Source organism: Achromobacter sp. 10T422 (assembly GCF_056394065.1).
Window position 1 is genome coordinate 562838 of the sequence record NZ_JBFTHD010000001.1, and the last position, 21286, is coordinate 584123.

Genomic DNA, 21286 nt, shown 5'->3' on the forward strand with positions numbered 1-21286 from the left:
CCGCCCTGCGGCCACGTCAGCGTTTTCGTTAAACTGACGCTTTCCGCGCCACTACGCGCCCCGCCCCGTGCGGGGCGCTTTGCCTTCCCCCATGTCAGAAAAAACCCACGACATCCGCCCCGGCCAGTCGATCGAACTCCTAAAAGCCCTGCACATCCTGACSCGCGACGGCAAGATGAACCAGGACAGCCGCCGYAARYTSAAGCAGGTCTAYCACCTGTTTCAGTTCATCGAGCCGTTGCTGAAAGACGTCCAACAAGAACGCGGCGCGGTGACGCTCGCCGATCATGGGGCTGGGAAGTCGTATTTGGGGTTCATTCTGTATGACTTGTTCTTCAAGGAACAGAAAGACGCCGTCGGGAATGGGTCCCATATTTATGGGATCGAGACTCGCGAAGAACTGGTGAAGTCGTCAGAGGAACTGGCGAAGCGGCTGGGGTTTGGCGGGATGTCGTTCTTGAATCTCTCTGTGGCGGAGTCGATTACGTCGAGTCGGTTGCCGGCGACGATTGATGTGGTGACTGCGTTGCACGCTTGTAATACGGCAACGGATGACGCGATTCACTTTGCGTTGGAGAAGAAGGCGAAGTACATCGTGGTTGTGCCTTGCTGCCAGGCTGAGGTGGCTTCGGTGCTAAGGAAGAATAAGGGCAAGGCGCTGGCTGATCCGCTGGCGGAGATCTGGCGGCATCCGCTGCATACGCGGGAGTTTGGCAGCCAGATTACGAATGTGCTGCGGTGCTTGCAGCTGGAAGCGCATGGGTATCAGGTTAGCGTGACGGAGCTGGTGGGGTGGGAGCATTCTATGAAGAATGAGCTGATCGTGGCGCAGTATAAGGATTTGCCGACCCGGAAGCCTGCTGAGAGGTTGACGGAGATGTTGGAGAGGATTGGATTGCAGGAGTTGAAGGATCGGTTTTTTGTGCCGGTGGCTGCATGAATATGACGAAGGGCTCTGCGGAGCCCTTTGTGCTTTTTGACTGTCGTTTGGGGCGAGACAAAAAGGTCACGCGCATCGTTGCGGCTTCCATAGCGTTCCGCCGTATACTCGCCCTGCGGTCACACCAATGACCGTCCGGTTTGACAGCTGGAAATGACAAAAGGCGGACTGCCGCTGCAATAGCGGCATTTTTACGTCCGTAGGCCGACGCACGTCCCTGCTATGGGCGGGCCTTGGCTGGGGCACGCTCGCGTGCGCCGGTTTCTTTTGTCACCGGTCTGTCAACCCGGCCTTGCGCCCGCCCACCCCGATTGACAGCGGGGCGCGGGTCTAACGACAAAAGAGGCTGCTATGAATGATCACCCCTATACCTATGACCGCTGGGCCACGCCGGATGATCCGGAGTTTGCGCTTGTGCGGGTGGATGATTTGAGGAAGATGGAGCGGGCTTGCCAGGGGATTTGGGCGATTGCTCGGATTGTGGGAAATAGTGTGAATGAGGCCGACTCTTCGGACGCACAGCCGTTGGACGATTGGATTGCGTCGAATTTGGTAGGCGGGGTCGAGGCTCTTTGTGACCATCTCTCCGAACTCTTAGGAGTGGCAATTGATAATCCACGATCAATGTGCGAGCTATCCTCGGCGGCTCTCCGTACCAATTAAGAAAATAGTCGGATGGAGCCGGTCTTCAGGTAATGTCGGCCAGCTCCGTCAATCCGAAATCGATGTCCTCACATTCGGATCATGAAGTTGTAGCGCTGCACTTTTCTTGTTAGCGGGATCCGGCCCTCAACTTAGAATGGGCCTCCAACAAGAGGTTTTCCAAAAATCACCAGGGAATTACTTATGCCAATTCTCGCAGAAATGAAAATTGACTGGACCGCTTTTGCCGCATTGACGGCTTTGGCCATTTGGCTGGTCGACGGATATCGAAGACGCCGGGAACGACGAGCATCTAGACGGCTTCTAGCGCAGATCATGACCGCTCCAGTAGCTGTCGCACAGTTAGAAATCGCCAAACTTAGAAGTCTAATTGTTCCACCCGGCGGTGGAGATACCACCTACTTATTGAGAGTGCTGAACTATCAAAGCGAACGCCAGAATTTTGCATCCAAGGCCTCACTTATCACCTTGGAATTGCCATCGCAGTTTCTGGACAAGGCGGACATTTTTAGTGAGGTCGTTAGCAATCGACTCGCTTTGGCTTTCGCCCAAGTCAACCGCTTAAGAAGCGTATGCCAATATTTCGGAGAGGTTTCCGATGAAGCCGACGAGGAGGAAATAACACAGAGTCTGAAGCTAGTCCTCACTCAAATTCAAGATGCCGAACAGAGCATTGGTGAGGCCTTTCAAGCGCTACTAAGCGAAGGTCGGGCCTCTGCCAAGTTCCAACGACCTAACTCAAAATAGCATTCCCATTTTTATATTCTTAGGTCGGAACCCTAAAAGCAGCCCTCCCCCTTTGTTCAGCCATCCGTCTCTCGCTCTCCACCCGCCCACAAACGTTTCATACTACAATTTCACGCCCGTACAACACTCTCGATCACGACAATTAACACGAGACACAGCCATGGAATACCATCGATTTAATATTGGCAAGGCGAACTTCCCCCATGATACGAACGCTTGGTGGGCTGAGAATCTTGCCCGAGGCGTGATCACTGCGGGATTCGACGGAAGGGCTGGCGACGAAGGTGAGCAGCATCTACTCGCAATGAACGAGGGAGACTGGATCCTCGCTTATGTAAGCAAGAAGGGATTTGTTGGTGCCGGGCGTGTATTGCGAGCCGACAGTTATCGTTTACATCAAAGACTCGTCAAAGGGACGCTATCCGATCACTTGCATGAGCGCGCCGTGAAATGGGAGTTTGTTATTCGCGACGTAGATCAGGCAATTTCCGAGCGGGACGCGGAGTTGCATCACCCAATTTCGACGCGTCAACGGGTGATTGACGTAAAGTCAGCAAAACGTCTGATCAATATGTTGYGCGAGCGCGGCACGCATATGGAAGACCTTACTGCATCCATGCAGCCAGTCACTTCAGCTGAGCTAATGGAAATAATAGACTCACTAGATGCGCCCCTCGTCATTACCAAAAACAAAAATCGTGAAGATTTCTTGAACTTTCGTCCAGATCCGGATGTTGAAGGTCGGTATCTAGATGGTTTTTGGATTGGGCGCCCCTCATTCGTTGAGGACGGGCGGGGATACGTTCTCCATCACATCGTGCATCAGTCAGTTGTTTGGATAGGCACGTACGGTGGGCTCGTGGAGGACGGAAACGGCAAGTATTCCTACTGCATGGATCTTGCCACCCCATTTCTGCTCTCCGATTTTGGTCAGGCTACGACCGATCAGCGCGCACTTTGGGCGATCCTAAAACAGCAGGGACCAGTTGTGACATTCTATGAACCGAAGGGGGCCGATTCCCCAGAACCAACTGTCGCATTTGCTCTGGCAAAACGAAGATTGCAGCAGGGACGCTTTAGGCTGTCCGTGTTCAACCATCACGGGGTACGGTGCAAGGTGACGGGTTGCTCAGTGCCCCAACTACTGGAAGCTGCTCATCTTCGTGGCCGCGATTGGCAAGCAGGCCACAACAAAGCAACCGATGGAATCCCCCTCCGGGTTGACGTGCATAGGGCATATGACCAAAGCCTTATTGAGCTTGATGCTCAACATCGGCTTGTTTCCGTTGCTGACGTACTACGCGAACAGTATTCGGAATATCTACTAACCCCTCCAATGAGCCATTGAAGGATTCGCACTGCGCATTGTCCGTCGGCTTGCCGGGCCGGCTGAAGTCGATTTCCACCCCATTTTCGTATGCCCATTTGTCCATGGCTTTGGAGATGAACTCGCTGCCGTTATAGGTTTTGATGACGCGCGGCAAGCCGCGCAGTGCGCATACGCGACCGAGCGTCGCCACCACATCGCCACCCCGCAGGTTTTGCCCAATGTCGATGGCCAGACACTCTCTGGTGTAATTGTCGACCAGAGTCAACGCACGCAGGCGGCGACCATCGAACAATTGGTCCATGGCGAAGTCCATGCTCCAGATGTCATTGATGGCTTGCGCGACCGCTTTACGTTGGCGACGTTGCGCCGACTTATTGCGCTTGGGGCGCTTGTGCCGCAACGACAAGCCTTGTTCTCGATACAAACGGTAGACCCGTTTGTGATTGTCTCGATAGCCTTCGCGGCGCAGCATCACGCGTACACGCCGGTATCCGTAGTGAACGCACGTATGCGCTATCTCGTGGATTCGCATGACCAGCGCGCCACTGTCGCGTCGACACGATTCGTAGCGATACAACGACCGGGAAATCATGACTGCGGCGCATGCCTTGGTCACGCCGACGCCGTAGCGCTTCATCAGATCATCCACGAGTACGCGGCGCCGCGAAGGCTTCAGAGTTTTTCGCCAGAACGTCCTGCAACATAGCCTCGTCCAGCGACAGGTCCGCGACCAGGCGCTTGAGCCGATTGCATTCCTGTTCAAGCTGGCGAAGTCGTCGAAGCTCCGAGGAACCAAGCTCGCCGGATTTCTTCTACCAGTTGTAGATGTAGAAGGTGGCTTCGCTCACGCCCATCTTGCGGCAGACCTCGGGTACGGCCGTTCCCAGTTCGGCCTGCTTCAGCGCAAAGGCGATTTGCCCTTCGGTGTATTTCGATCTCTTTACGGCATGGCTCCTATTCCATATGGTGAAATCATGCCGGATTTCTTTAATTTAGATCAGGACTAAAAACTGGGTTAGGGTCAACCCTATTTCCGAAGTTGCCGCCAAGGTAAACGCCCTTCCCAGGAAGACGATGGGGTTTAAGCCTCCGACTAGAGTGTAGGACGACATGCTGTACTTCGAGCCGTTCAGACGTGAGGAATTCAACGCACAGGAAATGAGATATCAGCCCGCATTATTATCTTTTAGCTTCAGTCTACCGCCCTCTGCGGCGACTACTTTTCCCTATACCAGCGCTCGAAGGAATGACTAAATTGATGAGTCCCCTTGACTCCATCAAGACGTGCCTTGTGAATTACGTCATCGATGTTGGTACGGATCTCAAACTCGTACCAATCCCTATTAATCCAACCCGGGATGGACACCAGAATAACTCGATAGTCTTCGACGTAAATATTTTTATACTCTTCATCAAAGTATTTTGGTTCTGTCTGGGTTTCGTCCCTAGTCGGCCACCACCGGACGCCTTCAACAAACTCCAAAACAGTGGGCTTAAAAAGCCTAAAGAGAAAGTTGGGATTTCTGACCGACTTGGATACTGCAAAGCTGTGAATAACACAGGCAATAGCACCTGGATTAAAAAGCACCATCTTGACCAAAAAACGTCCATCCAGTTGCTCAGAATTTATATACTGAAGTACGATCTGGCTGCTTCGGTGAAGAGAGCGGGTTATGCGATACGCTGATATTTGTGTCCCCCTGTTCTTGATGTTGATATAGAGCAGATACAGGGAGATGAGTAAACCGATGCTGGCAATCGCGAGCGTGATGAATTGTTGTGTTTCTTGATTCACAATGCACAGAAAGGGTGGTGAACACGGGTTGAAATATAGGTGAAAGGACGCAATTTCACAAGTCAATTACTGCAGTATCGCAATATGAGTTCTAATATTTCGATAACGTTTCTAGAATATTTTTTTTTAGGATTTTTAGTGCGATTAAGTCCTTCGCCCTCATCAATCTTCTCAATGCGGGAAACTGCCGCGCCCAACTCCTCCATATGCGCAATAACGTACCCATCCGTCTTACCATATTTGTACGCAACTTGCGGACGAATAAATAACTGACGCCGTTTTATTGGAAACACTCTCGCACTAGCTTGCCATTTTTTAGTCTATTTCAGGATCACCATGATTTTACCGTTTTGCGAATCATGTAGCTTTCACCCGAAATTTCTCTAGAACCTCCTATTAGAATTTCTATATTTGACTGGGCTCATTTTCCAACCACGGCAGATAGCCATTAATGATCTGTGCCCAACTGATTTTCCAGCTGCGAGACTACGAAAGGAAGTACTCCGCCGGTTATACGTACCGCACCACTTACGGTAAAGGTCACCTGGCCTTTTATTCCTTCCTGCATAACCTCATAAGACGACTGATCTGGATTGAACTTCAGCTCATCCAAAAACGGCAACAGCTTAATATTAATCCCGTCTTTCGAGGCTAATTCAATCCTCGCCACTACATGATGCCGAGATGAAATACCCACTCCTCGAAGACCTATGAGACTGAAATCGTCACAATGATTCAGCATCCTCGCCTGCTGACGTGGGGAAAAAATGTATGGTTGAATCGACATCCCAATGCCCCCAGCCAATTCAAGCGCGTTGAATAATTCCCGTGTGGCTCGCGGGGGATCCGTAAGCCGCAGAAACAACACGTCGCCCACTTGTAAAAAAGATATGCTGAGTTGCTCGACGCTATTAAAAGTCTGAGTAGTCCGAATTCCATTATCGTCAAATCCTACAGCCACGATGGCTGAGCGCCAAAGAAAGCGGAAATCCATAGGATTGATTTGCCCCTCTAGCATGGGCAGAAATCCTGAATTTGATTCACTCGCAAACTTTGCGTTAGCGACTTGACGCACCAGCGCCGATGCGCCTTCAGGTGCGAAAATCTTATACCACTTAAAACGCGTCATATCAGCGCCCTTTGTGAAGGCATGCTAAGCGAACGCACCAGCTCGCGCGCACGAGTTTCGATTGCACGTGCGACAGAATCCATTTCTGAAGTTGTGGCACCGCGTCGCGCCTTTAGTAATCTGCCACTATCATCCAATTCGTGGACACCGTGAAGAATGTATGAAAATCCCGTACAACCCACGGGATCGGCAAACATCGCTTCAATATCATAGCCAAAGCCACTTCCGAAAATCTCTGTCGCCAACCAACCGACTTTTACAATGTAGTAAGCCTTCTCCTGCGTGAGGTCTCGCAATAATTCCGACCGCGAAATTCCGCTACCACGAAGAAGCACCCTTTCCACATAGGTTTCTCCATCATCATCGATCAACGTGCCCCCGCCGCCTCCAGCCCCATCAGGTCTAGCCTTATATACAAAAACGTCGGTGACATCCTTGTGCGAATACCCCGGCAACCCCATCATGAGGTCGTAGAAGAATTTGCTTCTAACCCCGTGGTTACCTTGATAAAAAAGGGACACCTCTGATCGTTCAAATTTGATCCCAGCGTCTCTTTCCATAGCCAGAACCAATTTACTTCTAACGACTTCCACATAGCCAGACTGGGTACTTCTAATAACTAGTTCATCTGCATTTCGGATTATCTCTATATAACCCTCTCTATGTTGCACCTGACCAAATTCAGACTTTCTATAATCGATTTCCGTATACCGAAGATTCAATACCAGCGAGCCATCGGCTCTTACCGGCTGAAGGATGTCACCTTCGCTTAGTACGCTTTGGCGCACGAAATCTACGGCACGAATAATCCCTTCATCAGAAATGGAACCCTTTAGATCCAGCGCGGTTATTCGCTCTTGTCGTCTATTGACGCCCAATCGTCTTGAGAGGTCTTGGTGATCCACAGAATCGTGCGTTAGCCTGCTGAAAAACATCGCTAAGTCGTGCCGCGTCGTCTGCTTTGAACAAACGATATTTCTCCGACGAAACATACCCTGGAGGGTATCTTGGTCTATCTTGGACTGATTTAAAGCGTCAAAGATGTTCTTGTCAGATGCGTAGTAGAGCGAAGGACCGCTTTTCAAGACTGTCTCCATCCAATCGAGGGCGCGTTATATGAGGTAGCCACCGATGTCACCCGTTCCAGGCTTATATTATCCAGTATCGCCTTTCTCGCGGGATCGAGGCCCCATGCTTTCACATATCGTTGCTTGGCCGACTCAAAATTGCTTAGGAAATTCTCGTCTGGGTCCGTAGCAACCATCCTAATACGGATCTCTTTATCTTCCTCTAAAAGTTGATACCTGGACAAGCTGTCCAGAAAATACTCGAATTCTTCAGCTGACTTGCCCGGCCTATTGTAATAAATGACGAAGCCCTGAGGCTTTCCAGCTTTTGCTTCAAATGTCAAAATAAAATAGGGTGAAGTCAACGCCTCAATTGTCGCCGCCTGCCCCGAAACTTCTCCACGACGCCGCCACATGACTAGATCTGGGTAATAGAATGAATAGTGATCTGGCATCAATTTCTGATGCTGCAGCCTGACAATATCGTTAGCGATTGTATAAAGCCTGCCGATATCGGTCGGACCCAAAAAATGCACGTATACATTCGGCGCCACCGGGATCGTCGACAAGTCGGTTTTCGAAATCGAGTTTTCGAACTCGTCATTGAATTTGCCGTCGTGATTGTGGACGAAAAGTAAACCACGGATGTCGAACTGTTCGTCGTCGGGTGCAGAATACGCGCGACGCCACTCGTCCGAAGCCTGCGCACACTCGACGGCCATTGCCAATGATTCTATGGCCGCTCGAATTTTCACCGGACCTATAGTGTTTTTTGCGTAGCTTTTTAGATCTGTATGCAGATATACCCGCCGCCCCAAATAGGGATCTTCATAATAGAAAATTACGTCGCCAGGATGACTCTTCTTTGGCTTTGGGTTCTTCCCTTTCGAGGTGTGCCGGCTACTGCCACATGCAAAATCTTGGTCACGTCGCGGATGCGCTTGCCAATGAAAGAACGAAAAGATGTCGCGCGACAATAAGTTCGCAATTTCACCAATATTGACAGTCTCGGTCATTTCGCCCTCAAGCTATTCTTAGTTGCTACTAAATTTATCACAGCTTTACGAGACTAGGCGGAGATGAGGTAGCTGATATACCGACGCATCCTCGCTCATTACACTTTGCATTTCTTGCTCGCATAAATTTGACATGTCGCAAGGCGCATGTAGCCAGAACTCTTGGGAACGCGAACTCCGAGACCCAAAATGCCCTTTTAGGTCGAACGTTGTCCGTCGCGTGCTACTTGATTCCGCATCCGGGCGTCTAAGCAACGGCGACCACGTTTTCGCTATTCTCCTCGTTGCGCGCTCCACAGAAGCCTCGCTCCACCCGCCCCCACCTCCCCGCAATCCCCCCCGCCGCCGCCTTCATCCTCTCCACCACCATCCCAAATCTCTCCACCCCCAACCTCTCCGCCATCGCCGTCACCGTAATCGCCCCCAGCGCCACCCCTCCCTCCGTCAACACCGGCACAGCCACCGCACTAGTCCCCGGCATCAACCCCATTGCCGCATGCGCAATCCCCTCCCTCCTAGCCACCTCCACCCGCCCAATCACATCCTCCACCCGCTCCCCCATCACCTCCAGCCTGGCTGCATTCCCCCGCACTAACTCCACACTTTCCTCCCTTCCCAAACTCGCCAGCAACGCCACCCCCGACACCCCCACTCCCAACGGCCGTCTAACCCCCACCTCAATCGACAGCACCTGTATTGGATGCCTGCCCGTCCGCCGCCCAATACATATCGAATCGTGCCCGTGTCGAATACTCAAAAACACCGTATCCCCCACTTGATCGGCCAGCTCGCTCATATACGGGTCCGCCAGCGTCAGCAGCGGAAAGCGCCGCGTCCTTGCAAGCCCCAGCAAACTAATCTCCTGCCCGATCAAATACCGTCGCGTTTCTGAATCCTGTTCAGCCGCGCCCTCTTGCACCAGCGTCTTCAGCAAACGATGCACGGTGGGCCGATTCAAGCCGGACATGCGTTCCAGATCCACCAGCCGCACGCCGCGCTCTTGTCCGCAGGCAATCAGGCGCAGCAGCGCCAAGGCCCTGCGTACGGTCTGCGCGCCGGATGCGCTTTTGTCTTCTGCTTCGCTCACGTGGCCTCCGGTTTGATAATGGATTTTGGCGTCTGCTGAATACCGCGCTTGGTGACGATGGGGCCTAGCGATGCGTAGTTGGGGCCACCGATGCGGCAGATGGGGCGTAGTAATGCCGTATCGATCTTGCCGTCTTGCAGCAGGCCATCGCGTATATGGAACATCACGACTTCGCCCACGAAAAACTCCGCGCCGGTGTCGCCAAACGGGGTGACGCTATGAAAGCGGCATTCCAGGCTGATGGGCGCGGCGGCAAGTCGGGGGGTGTCGATAACGGCGCCGGGAAGCACGCTTAAACCCAGCACGTCGACTTCGCTGATTTCGGGCGGGTGTTCTTGGGCGCTGTCGTGCAGGGGATCAAGCAGGGTTTCGTCGCCGACGTTGACGACGAAGTGGCGGTTGGCCAGGATGTTTTCGGCGGTGTCTTTGCGCTTGCCGGCTTTGCGGCCGATGTTGACGCCGATCATGGGGGGTTTGTTTGAGACGAAGGTGTAGCAGCTGAACGGCGCCAGGTTGACGCCGCCGTGGGCGTTGACGCTGCTGATCCAGGCGATGGGCCGGGGCACGACGATGCCGCTCATCAGGCGGTAGGTTTGTTCGGGGTTCAGGTCGCTGGCGGGAAAGTGCATGGTGGGTCTGGCTCCGTAGTCCGGATATTGAACATTCAACAATGAATAAAACCGCGTGCGCAATGGGCGCCCAGGGTAATTCTGCGGCGAAATGCGGTCATGCCAAAAGCCGCCCGCAAAGCAACCTGCCAAAAGAGTCCAACATCCGGAACTTTTCTTGAAATTCGGATTGTTCAGCGGCGCGGGAATTTCTAGAGTGTCGTCAAACACAACAAACAAAACGTGATGACACGACCAGGAGACAAACCATGCATCGCAATGCGCTTCGCGCCTGCGCCACGGTGGCGCTGACCGTTCTGACTTCCATGGCGCACGCCGCGTGGCCCGAGAAACCCGTGAAGATCGTGGTGCCCTATCCGCCGGGCGGCAATGTGGATGTGGCGGCGCGGCTGATTGCGCCGGGCTTGCAGGCGGCGTTTGGGCAGCCGTTTATTGTCGAGAACAAGCCGGGTGCGGGCGGCATGATTGCCGGTGAGCAGGTGGCGCGGTCCGAGCCCGATGGCTACACCTTGTTCATGGCGGCGAACGGGCCGCTGCTGTTCTCGCCGCTGATTTTCAAGCGGGATGCGTACAAGTGGGATCGGGACTTTGCGCCGATCAGTTCGGTGTCGTACACGCCGCTGGTGTTGCAGGTGAAGCCGGGCTTGCCGGCGCAGACGCTGGCGGAATTGCTGGCGCTGGCGAAGAAGGAGCCGGGCAAGCTGAACATGGCGTCTCCGGGTGCGGGGACCACGAATCATCTGGTCAGCGAGCTGTTGCAGTCGTTGACGGGCGCGCGTTGGACGACGGCGCAATACAAGGGCAACGCGCCGGCCACAACCGATCTGTTGGGCGGCCAGGTGGATTTCAACTTTGATCAGATTTCAGTGGCGCTGCCGTATGTGAAGGATGGCCGCTTGCGCGCGTTGGCGGTGACAACGGCCAAGCGCGTGCCGTCGATGCCAGACGTGCCGACGTTCGCGGAAGCGGGTGTGCAGGGCATGGAGGCGGCCACGTTTACGGGCCTGCTTGCGCCCAAAGGCACGCCGCCGGATGTGCAGAAGCGCTTGAGCGAGGCGCTGACCAAGATTCTGGCGCAGCCGACGATCATTCAGCGTTTTGATGAGCTGGGCGCCGAGGCGCGCGGCAGCTCGCCCGAGGAATTCACGCGCTATCTGGCTGCGGAAGACGCGCGCTGGACGCCGATCATCAAGCGTGCGGGCATCACGGCGAACTAAGGCCAGACCACAGCCGCCGGACCACAGCCTGGTCTGACCCGCCAGCAGCCACGCTCTGAATACCTAACGCATCGCGGCCTTGCCTGGTGATGGCCGCGATGCCGCCCCACCCTCTTCTTTCCACACGGAACCCGCCATGAGCAGACGCAGCATTTACGCCGAAGGCTTCAGCCACAAGAATCCCATTCCGGCCGCGTGCCGGATTGGGCCCATGCTGTATTCGGGCAGCATCCAAGGCACTGACCCCGCCACGGGCGCTTACGGCGCGTCGCTGGAACGCCAGTGCGAACTGATGTTCGACCACGTGCGGCGCATTGTGGAAGCGGGTGGCGGCTCGCTGGAGCACATCGCCAAGATGACGGTGTGGATGCGCGACCGCAGCCAGCGCGCGGCGCTGAATGCGGTGTGGCTGCAAGCGTTTCCGGATGCGGATAACCGCCCGGCGCGGCACACGATGCAGGCCGATCTGGATGGCGACAAGCTGATCGAATGCGATTTTGTGGCCGTGATCGGGTAAGGGAGACAGACGATGACTCAAAGCCAAATGACTCAGAGCCAAAGCTCGCAGAATCAACCCGCGCAGAATCCAGCGTCGCAGAACCAAGCGCCGCAATACCCACCCTCGCAGTACCAACCCTTCAATCCCCGCCCCACTGCGCCCACCACCCGGCTGCCGCCTAACGCCTGCGATAGCCAGTTTCACGTATTCGGCTCCGCAGATCGTTACCCCGTGCGCCCCGGCGCGGCGTACGAGATGCCCAGCGCCACCATCGAGACCGCGCTGGGCCTGCATCGCCTGCTGGGCATCGAACGCGGCGTGATCGTGCAGGCCACCACCTACGGGGCGGATCATCAGGTGGTGTTGGACGGCCTGGCCGCCGCCGGCCCGTCGTATCGCGGTTGCGCGAACGCGGTGGTGCTGGCCGAGCGTGACGACGCCTACATTCAGAAGCTGCACGATGCGGGCGTGCGCGGGGCGCGGTTCACGCGGCAGGGCTTGGGCATCAGCATGGCGCCCGCCGTGTTTGACCGCGCCATTGCGCGCATTCGTGAACTGGGTTGGTACGCCAAGTTTCAGCCAGAGCCCGACGGCATGATGGCGCAGGCGGCGCAGTTTGAACGGCTGGATATTCCGGTGCTGCTGGATCACATGGGGCGTGCCGATCCCACTGCAGGCGCGGCAGATCCGACTCGCCAACTGGTGGAGTCGTTGCTAAGTCGCGGCAACTTCTGGGTGATGTTGTCGCTGACGGAGAAGATCTCTCGCACCGGTCCACCTTGGGACGACGTGACGCCGCTTGCGCAAGCGCTGATCGCCGCCAACCCCGACCGCGTGGTGTGGGGCAGCGACTGGCCGCATCCCGTCTCCACCAAACCCACGCCCGACGAGGGCCAGTTGGTGGACCAGTTGGCGCGCTATGCGGGCGACGCCGCGACGCTTAAGAAAATCCTGGTGGACAACCCCGCTCGCTTGTTTGGATTCGACGAATGAAACTCCTTAGCTATACGCATCAAGGCCGAACGCACTTTGGCGCACTGCGCGGCCAGGACCAAATCGTTGCGCTGGACGGTCAGCGCCTTGGCCACGGCCAGGGCTTCGCCAGCCTGCGCGACGCGCTGGACGCCGACGCCTTGCCCGCGCTGGCCAATTTGGCCGACACGCTTACCCCCACGCACAAGCTGAACGAGGTGCGGCTGTTGCCGCCCATACCCTCGCCAGAAAAAATCATCTGCGTCGGCGTGAACTACGGCAAGCGCAACGAGGAATRCCAGGACGGCAGCGCGCCGCCCGCCTACCCCAGCGTGTTTCCGCGCTTTCCGGGTTCGTTCGTGGGACATGGCGAACCCTTGCTGCGCCCCCCGGAATCCGAGCAGCTGGACTACGAAGGCGAGATCGCCATCATCATCGGCAAGGCCGGCCGCCGCATTGCGGCTGAGGACGCCTGGAGCCACATCGCGGGCCTGACCTGCCTGAACGAAGGCACGGTGCGCGACTGGATCAAGCACGGCAAGTTCAACGTGACACAGGGCAAGAACTTTGACGCCAGCGGGTCCATGGGGCCGTGGATGGTAACGGCGGACGAATTCGACCCTGCTGCACCGTTGACGGTGACGACGCGCGTGAACGGCGAGCTGCGCCAGCAAGACGCCACCGACAACCTGATGTTTCCGTTCGCGGAACTGATCCGCTACATCTCCATCTGGACCACGCTGCAACCCGGCGACGTCATCTCCACCGGCACCCCCATCGGCGCGGGCGTGCGCTTCACGCCGCCGCGTTTCTTGAAGCCGGGCGACGTGGTCGAGGTGGAAGTGGCCGGCATTGGCGTGTTGTCCAACCCCGTGGCCGACGAAGTCGCCGCGCACTGATCAGGAGCCTTCCATGCTTAACGACGAAGACCGCGCCCGCGCGGCCAGCCTGCTGCTTGAAGCCGAGCGCAGCGGCGTGCCCACCACGCAGTTGGACCAGGCGTTTCCCGGCATTGAGATTGCCGATGCGTATGCCATCCAGCAACGCAATATCGACCAGAAGATTGCCGACGGCGCGAAGCTGCGCGGCCACAAGATCGGCCTGACATCCAAGGCCATGCAAAGCACCGTGGGCATTGATGAGCCCGACTACGGCCATTTGCTGGACACGATGTTCTTTCAAGATGGGCAGACCATCCCCACCGACAAGCTGATCGTGCCGCGCGTGGAGGTCGAGCTGGCTTTCGTGCTGGGCAAGCCCTTGCGCGGCCCGGATGTGAGCCTGTTCGACGTGCTGGATGCCACGGACTACGTGGTGCCCGCGCTGGAACTGATCGACGGCCGCAGCAAGTACCCGCGCCGCATCGTCGACAACATTGCCGATAACGCTGCGTGCGCCGGCATCGTGCTGGGCGGTCGCCCGGTGCGGCCGATGGATATCGATCTGCGCTGGGTCGCGGCCTTGCTGTTGAAGAATGGCGTGATTGAAGAGTCTGGCGTGTCGGCCGCGGTGCTGGGGCATCCCGCGCTGGGCATCGCCTGGCTGGCGAACAAGCTTGCCCAGCACGACGCCGCGCTGGAAGCCGGGCACATCGTGCTGGCGGGATCTTTCACGCGCACTGTTGCGGTGAAGCGCGGCGATACGCTACATGCTGACTACGGCAAGCTGGGCAGCATCTCGGTGCATTTTTCATAAGGCGGCGCGCATGGAACTCCCCATCAATACGTTTAAACGCGCGCTGCGTGAACAGCGCCATCAGACCGGGCTGTGGGTCACGCTTGGGGCTGCGAACAGTACCGAACTGGTGGCGGCCAGCGGCTTCGATTGGCTGCTGCTGGATACCGAGCACACGCCCGTGGTGCTGCCAACCGTGATGGCGCAGTTGCAGGCGGCAAGCGCGTATAAGAGCCATCCGGTGGTGCGGCCATCGTGGAATGACAAGGTACAGATCAAGCAGTATTTGGATATTGGCGCGCAGACCTTGCTGCTGCCGTATGTGCAAAACGCGGATGAAGCGCAAAGCGCAGTGGCAGGCATGCGCTATGCACCGCGAGGGGTGCGAGGCGTCAGCGGCACGATGCGCGCGACGCGGTATGGGCGCGTGGCGGATTACATGCGGCGCTGCGAAGAGGAACTGTGTTTGCTGGTGCAGGCCGAGACTGGCGAAGCGCTGGAGAACCTGGACGCCATGATTGCGGTGGATGGCGTGGATGGGGTTTTCATTGGCCCTGCGGATCTTGCCGCCAGCCTGGGTTATCCCGGTGAGCCGCAGCATCCGAAGGTGGTTGCCGAGGTCGAACGCGCCATCCAGCGCATACGCGCGGCGGGCAAGGCGCCGGGGGTGTTGACGACGGATGAGACGCTGGCGCGCCGGTATATCGAGGCGGGGAGTTTGTTTACGGCAGTGGGCGTGGATGCGGCGATTCTGGTGCGGCACTGCGATCAGTTGGCGGGGCGGTTTGCGGGGGTTTGACGCTGCATTGAAAGTCCAAACTCACACAGATCCCGATAACTCCTCCAGCACCTTCGGGTCGTAATCCCAACGATGAAGAGAATTCTCTTTGCATTGGATAATGGCTTTCGTCTGTTTGCCGTCTTTGATCTTTCTGAGTCCTAGCGAACCACAGCAAATCGGACATTCGCCGCCAATTTGGGTGAGAAAAACATGACCAGACTTATTCGCTTCCACAGTCAACATTGACGCAACGCGATGGACTCGTTTGTCTCTCAACCCCGTGCCCACGTTGATCGAAAAAAGGCTAGGTAAAAGCAGAACGAGCCACCAAGCCGAAGGGGCGAACATGAAACCAACTACCGAGAAAACCGTTATCGCGACACCATACTCGCGAAACTCTGAAATCCTGGCTGGCCTTCCGCGGAATGTGGCGGCGTAAACGTGTGTCCTCTCGATCCCACCCGCATACAGCCCTCCCTTGGCTCCAAGCGGCTGATCTAGCGGTGCCACGCCGCCTTTKGCAATACCAAATCCACTTTCACCGGCGTTGAATAGGCTGGGGGTCGACGCACCCCGCAACACGCGCTGGCATTCAAGACACAGCCGCTGATTGCCATTGTGCTCAGCCCCACATTGTTGGCAATGCAATTCTTCGTCCTTGAAGTGGGTATCGAAATAAGGGAAGTGATCTGGTAGCAGTCAACGGCTTAACCACAAAGGGCATAGCTATCCGCTGAATGGGTTTGAATACTACACGACTGTTCGCAGGCTCAGAACCGATAAGACAGGTGCCGTGATTTTGGATCTTCCGTGTTTATGAGTCCTTGCGATCCCTGTATTCTCATTGCTCCTCATTGTGCTGCAACTACCCCCATGGCCAACCGTTCGTATCTCTACAGCTTAAGCAACCGCCCCAGCTCCTACGCAGACCGTCCGGACACCGTCTCCGGACTTTCTGAATGGCCATACGACGTGCCGTTCATGTACCGGCTTCTGATGTCAGGTGATCCGCAGCTGTGCGCGTCGTTAATCGCCGACGGCTTCGATAGCGACGAACCCGAGAGCAAGACAGCGCTGTACGCGATCAGCAGTCACTTCGATACGGGTTTTGCGCGCGTCAAACGATTCACGGAAATCATCCGGGCGGCGACGGCGGATTTGCCTTCCGCCGTTGAACCCGCTGCTGCCGCTGCGCCGCACTCTGCTTCCCTGATAAATCGGCTGAAGCACATATTCGCGCCTCGGCTAGACGCGTCTTCAAGCGCTGTGTCTTCAAACGCCGACGCGCAAGCCCCATCGCTATCCGCTCGCGCATCCGCCGACGAACTGCTTGCCAATCTGGACGAAACCATCGAGTTTCTTGAATCGCATCGCGATACGTATCTGCTGCTGGAAACGATTGAGCTAGACACGATGTCCGAATCCGAAGAAGCCGAATTGAAGGCGTGCGTAGAGCAAGAGATTGCGCGATGCGTGCAGGCGGGCGCTGCGGTTGATGCGTTATCGGCTGACTTGGAACAAGCGGGCAAAGCGCTTAGATTGGCCACGCAGCGATCCGGCGCTGCGCCCATGGACGCGTTTTTCGGGCTGCGGCTGGACAACGATTGCGACAGCACGCGAACCGGGGACACGGAGTATCCATTGGGCCTGGTGTGGTACGACACGCTGTACTTCGACGTGATGAATCGAAGCGAGTTTGACGCGCAGCAGAACTAGGCGCCGATGCCCCGCGTTGCTCGCGCTCCGAACCGCGGTGGTTCCTTCCCTGACGTTGCGAGCCCTGCGATGCCACTGAAACGCAGGTTCCTTCCCTGACGTTGCGAGGCCTGCCACGCCACTGAAATAGCGCCACATTTGTTACTCCCGGTTCCCGGCCTCCGGTGCAACACTATCCCTCAGCACATTTACAGCGGGCTGCCACGCAACCCGCCGTTCATCCCAGCCGAGAAGGAATCACCATCGGAGGCATCACCATGACCACCCCCACCCCACCCACCGGCCGCATGCGCACGCCGCCCGTCGTCACCGCCGACGAATGGCAAGCTGCCCGCCAGCAGCTCTTGCTGAAAGAAAAAGCCCAAACCCGCGCCCGAGACGCCCTGGCCGCCGAGCGCCGCCGCATGCCTTGGACGCCCGTCGACAAGGACTACACGTTCGACGGCCCGAACGGCAAGCGAACGCTCCGCGACCTTTTCGACAAGCGCCGCCAGCTAATCGTCTATCGCGCCGTCTTCGAACCCGACGTCTACGGCTGGCCCGAGCACGCGTGCCGAGGCTGTTCAATGGTGGCCGATCAGGTCGCGCATCTGGCGCACTTGAACGCCCGAGACACCACGCTGGTGTTTGCCTCGCGCGCTCCGCAAGCCGACATCGCCCGCTTGAAAGCCAGCATGGGTTGGACGATGCCGTGGTTCACGCTCACCGACAGCTTCGATGCGGACTTTGGCGTGGATGAATGGCACGGAACAAACGTGTTCTTTCGCGATGGCGACCGCATCTTCCGCACGTACTTTCTGAATAATCGTGGTGACGAGCTGATGGGCGGCACGTGGAACTACCTGGACATCACGCCGCTGGGCAGGCAGGAAGCCTGGGAGGATTCCCCCGAAGGGTATCCGCAAACGCCGACGTATAAGTGCTGGAACTGGCACGACAGCTATGTCGCAGACGCACCGCCCGATCAGAAATGGGTGGAGGTGTCTGACGCCGGGGAGAAGGCGTTCAGGGAGCATTGCGACGGGGCGAAACCGTCGGCGTAGCCGTTACACAGTCACTCGGGAAGGACGTTCAGCGTAAACCGAGGGCGCCCTTGACCCACTTGAACGACCGCTAGCGTAATGAGTACGTTCCGCTTGAGCCAGTCTCTGAGAATCACGTCAGGATCTTCAATCGAAGAACCTATCCGGCCTTTGATCAGCCCATCTACGGTCTGAAACTCAAACGTTCGCGAGTTGGGCAGAATGCCCACGAACTCCCCCGCATAGCATTCCGACGCTTCTTTTATGTTCTCTTCGCCAAGCCGGCTAGCGGAGTGAGTCAACTGGTCGAAGCCCTCATATCTAAATATCCTGCCCTTGAATTCCAGCCCGCACCAGGCTTGGTATTGAGACAAGACGGAGAGAAACTCAGAAATTTTCTTTACGGCTCGAGGATGAATGGCATCAACAAATTCCGCCACATCGTCATCACTTCCCGTTGCCGATGCTTCAAGCAAAGACTGCATCTTCTGCAAGGCTTCCTCGGTCTTTTCCTGCTCGGGAAACAGACCACCTGCAGGCAGTTCAAACTCGAATCCAAACGAACCTACCGCCGTACCGGTGATCAAAAGTTGATTCTTCTCGCGATCAGGAATCGGCCCCATAAATTGAAGGTTTTCGTTGAGACCTGCCACCACTGCGGCGAAGGCATCGGCAAACGCGATGGTGGCTTTACCCCCGAAGTCAGCAGCGATTCCGTGGCTGCCGATTGTTGGGCGGCCTCGAAAGGTTAGCTTTAAGCGAGAAGGCTTTGGAGAGGCAAGCTCGCGGTCGAGCGCTACACGAACGGTTTTCAACCGGTTCTGAATCGAGATTCGTTGTATCGCCGCTGACTCGGGAATACCCTCCAGCATCCGCTCCAACTCTCGGATTTCAGAGGCGAGAAACTCGTCGCGTTTAATCATGGCTCGGCTCCAAGATCGGCCTTGGCTTGGGCTAACCCTTGAACAGCGACCACATCTTCGGCCGGTTCCAGTCCCACTTGGATAAAGCCCTTCCACATGCCGTCTCTTCTGTGGGACCACATGCTGTACCAATAGGAGACGGATTGCACCGCCTCTGCTTTCAGCGGGCGCCCCAGAACTTCCCAATAGGCATCCACTTGAAATGCATCTTTCACGTACGCTTGATCAAAAAGACGAGGGTTCCTAGCGACGAGCGCCTCTTGATCCAGCCCCTTGGGAAGTTCCAAAAACGTCACTACATCCACATCACGTGGGTCTCGCGCCTCAACGACCTCGACATTTTCAGAGAAGCTGCCATTCAGCCATTGAAATCCTGTATCGATTCCAATGGTGTGGATCTCAGCGCGAAATTTAAGAAGCCCTTCAAGAATTTGCAATCGAGCACATGATGTCCCCATCGCGCCGACCAGCGATTGAAGGGATGCCTGATACGGAGAACGATCTGGATCGTGACCATGCGCACCTGGACGCACTGGCGGAATAACGCCTTGAAGGTTCCACGCAGGAATCATAAGTATTGCCTTTGGGCCTTATCAAAAGTCACACAGCTGTTCGATACGAACATCGATCATAGACCGTAGGCAAGCGGGAGCATGATCAAAAGCGGCAAACAAAGACAGTGAATGAGTCCTACATTTATAGCGCTGCAACAGCCAGGGGAATTGCCGAGTGCTTTGCCAGAGGCTGCCACAGGCTTTGCAAGAGGCTGCCACGGCGAACCAAGCGTTTAGGCGATACGCCCTATCACCGAAACCTTAACTGCCGTCTCCCCAACTCCCCCACCGTCCTACACCCCATCAACTTCATCGCCCGCTCAATTTCCACGCGCATCTGTTCAAGCGCCCTTTCCACCCCCGGCCGCCCCGCCGCAGCTAGCGGAAACAAGTAATACCGCCCTAACCCCACCGCTTTCGCCCCCAGCGCCAACGCCTTCAGCACATGCGTGCCGCGCTGTACGCCGCCGTCCATCATCACGTCGATGCGGTCCCCGACTGCATCAACGATCTCCGCCAGCTGATCAAACGCACTGCGCGATCCATCCAATTGCCGGCCGCCGTGGTTCGACAGCACGATGCCGGTGCAGCCGATATCCACCGCGCGCTTGGCGTCGTCGACTGACATGATGCCCTTCAGGCAGAACTGGCCGCCCCATTCCTGCACCATGGCTGCGACGTCATCCCAGGTCATGGCTGGGTCGAGCATGTCGGTAAAGTAGCGGCTGATAGACATTGCGCCGCCGCCCATGTCGACGTGGGTGTCCAGCTGCGGCAGCCGGAAGCGTTCGTGCGTCAGGTAGTTGATGGCCCAGGCGGGTTTCGCGGCGAATTGGGCGATGCCGGCCAGGTTCAGCCTGAACGGGATGGCGAAGCCGGTGCGTTTGTCGCGCTCGCGGTTGCCGCCGGTGATGCTGTCGACTGTCAGCATCATGACCTGGACGCCGGCCGTCTTGGCGCGGGCCATCATCTCGCGGTTCAGGCCGCGGTCTTTGTGGAAATAGAACTGGTAAACCTGGGGGCCGCCGCTGATCTGGCGGGCTTCTTCCAGGCTGACGGTGCCTAGCGACGACACGCCGAACATCGTGCCGAACTTGCCCGCGGCGGCGGCCACGGCGCGTTCGCCGTCGTGGTGGAACAGGCGCTGCAAGGCGGTGGGCGAGCAGTACACGGGCAGCGCCAATTTTTGGCCCATGACGGTGACGGACATGTCCACGTTTTCGACGCCGCGCAGCACGTCGGGCACCAGGTCGCAGGACTCGAAGGCGTCGGTATTGCGGCGGTAGGTGGTTTCATCGTCGGCGGCGCCGTCGATGTAATTAAAGATGGGGCCAGGCAGGCGCTGTTGCGCCATGCGGCGAAAGTCGTGGAAATTCTGGCACTGGTTCAGACGCATCGGAAGACCTCTATCAACGTCATACGTACACACTGGATACCGATAGCCGAGTCGTTGAATGACCCAACGCAATGGCCAAAGGGCGAACGCCTGCCCTTACCCGAGAAAAGATGCAGTCTGACACTTTTT

Annotated in this window: 21 protein-coding genes and 1 pseudogene; 12 read left to right on the forward strand and 10 right to left on the reverse strand. The window is 56.7% G+C overall.

The features are described from left to right. Window positions 1–91 precede the first annotated feature (91 nt). From AC1DB0_RS02310 to AC1DB0_RS02325, 4 genes are all read left to right on the forward strand, one after another. Window positions 92–940: a class I SAM-dependent methyltransferase gene (locus AC1DB0_RS02310; RefSeq protein ID WP_476758586.1), complete on the forward strand. Its 849-nt coding sequence runs from the start codon at window positions 92–94 to the stop codon at window positions 938–940. 351 nt (window positions 941–1291) lie between these two features. Next, on the forward strand, window positions 1292–1603 hold the full coding sequence (locus AC1DB0_RS02315; RefSeq protein WP_476756677.1) for a hypothetical protein: 312 nt from the start codon (window positions 1292–1294) through the stop codon (window positions 1601–1603). Window positions 1604–1786: 183 nt separating this feature from the next. Further along, window positions 1787–2350, forward strand: coding sequence for a hypothetical protein (locus AC1DB0_RS02320; RefSeq protein WP_476756676.1), 564 nt, complete (start codon window positions 1787–1789; stop codon window positions 2348–2350). A gap of 892 nt (window positions 2351–3242) precedes the next feature. Further along, window positions 3243–3698 (forward strand): HNH endonuclease, encoded by a 456-nt coding sequence (locus AC1DB0_RS02325; protein WP_476758608.1) that lies wholly within the window; start codon window positions 3243–3245, stop codon window positions 3696–3698. Here the strand turns inward: AC1DB0_RS02325 and AC1DB0_RS02330 are convergent. The 7 genes and pseudogenes from AC1DB0_RS02330 to AC1DB0_RS02360 all read right to left on the reverse strand — a co-directional run. After that, window positions 3691–4645 (reverse strand): annotated as a pseudogene (locus AC1DB0_RS02330) (IS3 family transposase); the annotation flags it as partial. The gene AC1DB0_RS02325 and the pseudogene AC1DB0_RS02330 overlap by 8 nt on opposite strands. Window positions 4646–4896: 251 nt before the next feature. Beyond that, on the reverse strand, window positions 4897–5475 hold the full coding sequence (locus tag AC1DB0_RS02335) for a hypothetical protein (RefSeq protein WP_476756674.1): 579 nt from the start codon (window positions 5473–5475) through the stop codon (window positions 4897–4899). Between the two features lie 448 nt (window positions 5476–5923). Further along, a complete protein-coding gene (locus AC1DB0_RS02340; RefSeq protein ID WP_476756673.1) occupies window positions 5924–6604 on the reverse strand; it encodes a hypothetical protein in 681 nt (226 codons plus the stop codon). Then, the gene (locus AC1DB0_RS02345) at window positions 6601–7689 is read right to left on the reverse strand and encodes a hypothetical protein (protein ID WP_476756672.1); all 1089 of its coding nucleotides are present in this window, start codon (window positions 7687–7689) and stop codon (window positions 6601–6603) included. The genes AC1DB0_RS02340 and AC1DB0_RS02345 overlap by 4 nt, the downstream gene beginning before the upstream one ends. Beyond that, window positions 7686–8687 (reverse strand): PD-(D/E)XK nuclease domain-containing protein, encoded by a 1002-nt coding sequence (locus tag AC1DB0_RS02350; RefSeq protein WP_476756671.1) that lies wholly within the window; start codon window positions 8685–8687, stop codon window positions 7686–7688. Before AC1DB0_RS02350 ends, AC1DB0_RS02345 begins: the two co-directional genes overlap by 4 nt. A 247-nt stretch (window positions 8688–8934) precedes the next feature. Beyond that, window positions 8935–9774 carry an IclR family transcriptional regulator gene (locus AC1DB0_RS02355; protein ID WP_476756670.1) on the reverse strand — a complete coding sequence of 280 codons (840 nt, stop codon included), beginning with the start codon at window positions 9772–9774 and terminating at the stop codon, window positions 8935–8937. Next, complete coding sequence (locus AC1DB0_RS02360) at window positions 9771–10403, reverse strand: flavin reductase family protein (RefSeq protein WP_046807937.1); 633 nt, start codon at window positions 10401–10403, stop codon at window positions 9771–9773. Before AC1DB0_RS02360 ends, AC1DB0_RS02355 begins: the two co-directional genes overlap by 4 nt. A gap of 248 nt (window positions 10404–10651) precedes the next feature. Between AC1DB0_RS02360 and AC1DB0_RS02365 the strand changes: the two genes are divergently transcribed. The 8 genes from AC1DB0_RS02365 to AC1DB0_RS02400 all read left to right on the forward strand — a co-directional run bounded on the left by AC1DB0_RS02365 (window position 10652) and on the right by AC1DB0_RS02400 (window position 18305). Continuing rightward, entirely contained in the window at window positions 10652–11620 is a 969-nt protein-coding gene (locus AC1DB0_RS02365) for a Bug family tripartite tricarboxylate transporter substrate binding protein (RefSeq protein ID WP_476756669.1), read from the forward strand. Between the two features lie 136 nt (window positions 11621–11756). Beyond that, window positions 11757–12137, forward strand: coding sequence for a RidA family protein (locus AC1DB0_RS02370; protein ID WP_310029272.1), 381 nt, complete (start codon window positions 11757–11759; stop codon window positions 12135–12137). Window positions 12138–12149: 12 nt separating this feature from the next. Next, a complete protein-coding gene (locus tag AC1DB0_RS02375; protein ID WP_476756668.1) occupies window positions 12150–13112 on the forward strand; it encodes an amidohydrolase family protein in 963 nt (320 codons plus the stop codon). After that, on the forward strand, window positions 13109–13990 hold the full coding sequence (locus AC1DB0_RS02380) for a fumarylacetoacetate hydrolase family protein (protein WP_476758587.1): 882 nt from the start codon (window positions 13109–13111) through the stop codon (window positions 13988–13990). Before AC1DB0_RS02375 ends, AC1DB0_RS02380 begins: the two co-directional genes overlap by 4 nt. Window positions 13991–14003: 13 nt before the next feature. Next, entirely contained in the window at window positions 14004–14786 is a 783-nt protein-coding gene (gene hpaH / locus AC1DB0_RS02385; RefSeq protein WP_476756667.1) for a 2-oxo-hept-4-ene-1,7-dioate hydratase, read from the forward strand. A 10-nt stretch (window positions 14787–14796) separates the two neighbouring features. Beyond that, window positions 14797–15564: an HpcH/HpaI aldolase family protein gene (locus AC1DB0_RS02390; RefSeq protein ID WP_476756666.1), complete on the forward strand. Its 768-nt coding sequence runs from the start codon at window positions 14797–14799 to the stop codon at window positions 15562–15564. 855 nt (window positions 15565–16419) lie between these two features. Next, the gene (locus tag AC1DB0_RS02395; RefSeq protein ID WP_476756664.1) at window positions 16420–17262 is read left to right on the forward strand and encodes a DUF7822 domain-containing protein; all 843 of its coding nucleotides are present in this window, start codon (window positions 16420–16422) and stop codon (window positions 17260–17262) included. Window positions 17263–17519: 257 nt separating this feature from the next. Continuing rightward, a complete protein-coding gene (locus AC1DB0_RS02400; RefSeq protein WP_476758588.1) occupies window positions 17520–18305 on the forward strand; it encodes a DUF899 domain-containing protein in 786 nt (261 codons plus the stop codon). Between the two features lie 11 nt (window positions 18306–18316). Here AC1DB0_RS02400 and AC1DB0_RS02405 read toward each other — a convergent pair whose 3' ends face one another. The 3 genes from AC1DB0_RS02405 to AC1DB0_RS02415 all read right to left on the reverse strand — a co-directional run bounded on the left by AC1DB0_RS02405 (window position 18317) and on the right by AC1DB0_RS02415 (window position 21157). Beyond that, window positions 18317–19207: a hypothetical protein gene (locus AC1DB0_RS02405; protein ID WP_476756662.1), complete on the reverse strand. Its 891-nt coding sequence runs from the start codon at window positions 19205–19207 to the stop codon at window positions 18317–18319. After that, window positions 19204–19779 (reverse strand): DUF6932 family protein, encoded by a 576-nt coding sequence (locus AC1DB0_RS02410; RefSeq protein WP_476756661.1) that lies wholly within the window; start codon window positions 19777–19779, stop codon window positions 19204–19206. Before AC1DB0_RS02410 ends, AC1DB0_RS02405 begins: the two co-directional genes overlap by 4 nt. A 232-nt stretch (window positions 19780–20011) precedes the next feature. Next, window positions 20012–21157, reverse strand: coding sequence for an alpha-hydroxy acid oxidase (locus AC1DB0_RS02415; protein ID WP_054425382.1), 1146 nt, complete (start codon window positions 21155–21157; stop codon window positions 20012–20014). Window positions 21158–21286: the final 129 nt, after the last annotated feature.

Coding starts and splice junctions, on each gene's coding strand:
- AC1DB0_RS02315 (WP_476756677.1), top strand. CDS start 1,292: ATGAATGATCACCCCTATACCTATGACCGCTGGGCCACGCCGGATGAT.
- AC1DB0_RS02320 (WP_476756676.1), top strand. CDS start 1,787: ATGCCAATTCTCGCAGAAATGAAAATTGACTGGACCGCTTTTGCCGCA.
- AC1DB0_RS02325 (WP_476758608.1), top strand. CDS start 3,243: ATGGATCTTGCCACCCCATTTCTGCTCTCCGATTTTGGTCAGGCTACG.
- AC1DB0_RS02340 (WP_476756673.1), bottom strand. CDS start 6,604: ATGACGCGTTTTAAGTGGTATAAGATTTTCGCACCTGAAGGCGCATCG.
- AC1DB0_RS02350 (WP_476756671.1), bottom strand. CDS start 8,687: ATGACCGAGACTGTCAATATTGGTGAAATTGCGAACTTATTGTCGCGC.
- AC1DB0_RS02360 (WP_046807937.1), bottom strand. CDS start 10,403: ATGCACTTTCCCGCCAGCGACCTGAACCCCGAACAAACCTACCGCCTG.
- AC1DB0_RS02365 (WP_476756669.1), top strand. CDS start 10,652: ATGCATCGCAATGCGCTTCGCGCCTGCGCCACGGTGGCGCTGACCGTT.
- AC1DB0_RS02370 (WP_310029272.1), top strand. CDS start 11,757: ATGAGCAGACGCAGCATTTACGCCGAAGGCTTCAGCCACAAGAATCCC.
- AC1DB0_RS02375 (WP_476756668.1), top strand. CDS start 12,150: ATGACTCAAAGCCAAATGACTCAGAGCCAAAGCTCGCAGAATCAACCC.
- hpaH (WP_476756667.1), top strand. CDS start 14,004: ATGCTTAACGACGAAGACCGCGCCCGCGCGGCCAGCCTGCTGCTTGAA.
- AC1DB0_RS02390 (WP_476756666.1), top strand. CDS start 14,797: ATGGAACTCCCCATCAATACGTTTAAACGCGCGCTGCGTGAACAGCGC.
- AC1DB0_RS02395 (WP_476756664.1), top strand. CDS start 16,420: ATGGCCAACCGTTCGTATCTCTACAGCTTAAGCAACCGCCCCAGCTCC.
- AC1DB0_RS02400 (WP_476758588.1), top strand. CDS start 17,520: ATGACCACCCCCACCCCACCCACCGGCCGCATGCGCACGCCGCCCGTC.
- AC1DB0_RS02405 (WP_476756662.1), bottom strand. CDS start 19,207: ATGATTAAACGCGACGAGTTTCTCGCCTCTGAAATCCGAGAGTTGGAG.
- AC1DB0_RS02410 (WP_476756661.1), bottom strand. CDS start 19,779: ATGATTCCTGCGTGGAACCTTCAAGGCGTTATTCCGCCAGTGCGTCCA.
- AC1DB0_RS02415 (WP_054425382.1), bottom strand. CDS start 21,157: ATGCGTCTGAACCAGTGCCAGAATTTCCACGACTTTCGCCGCATGGCG.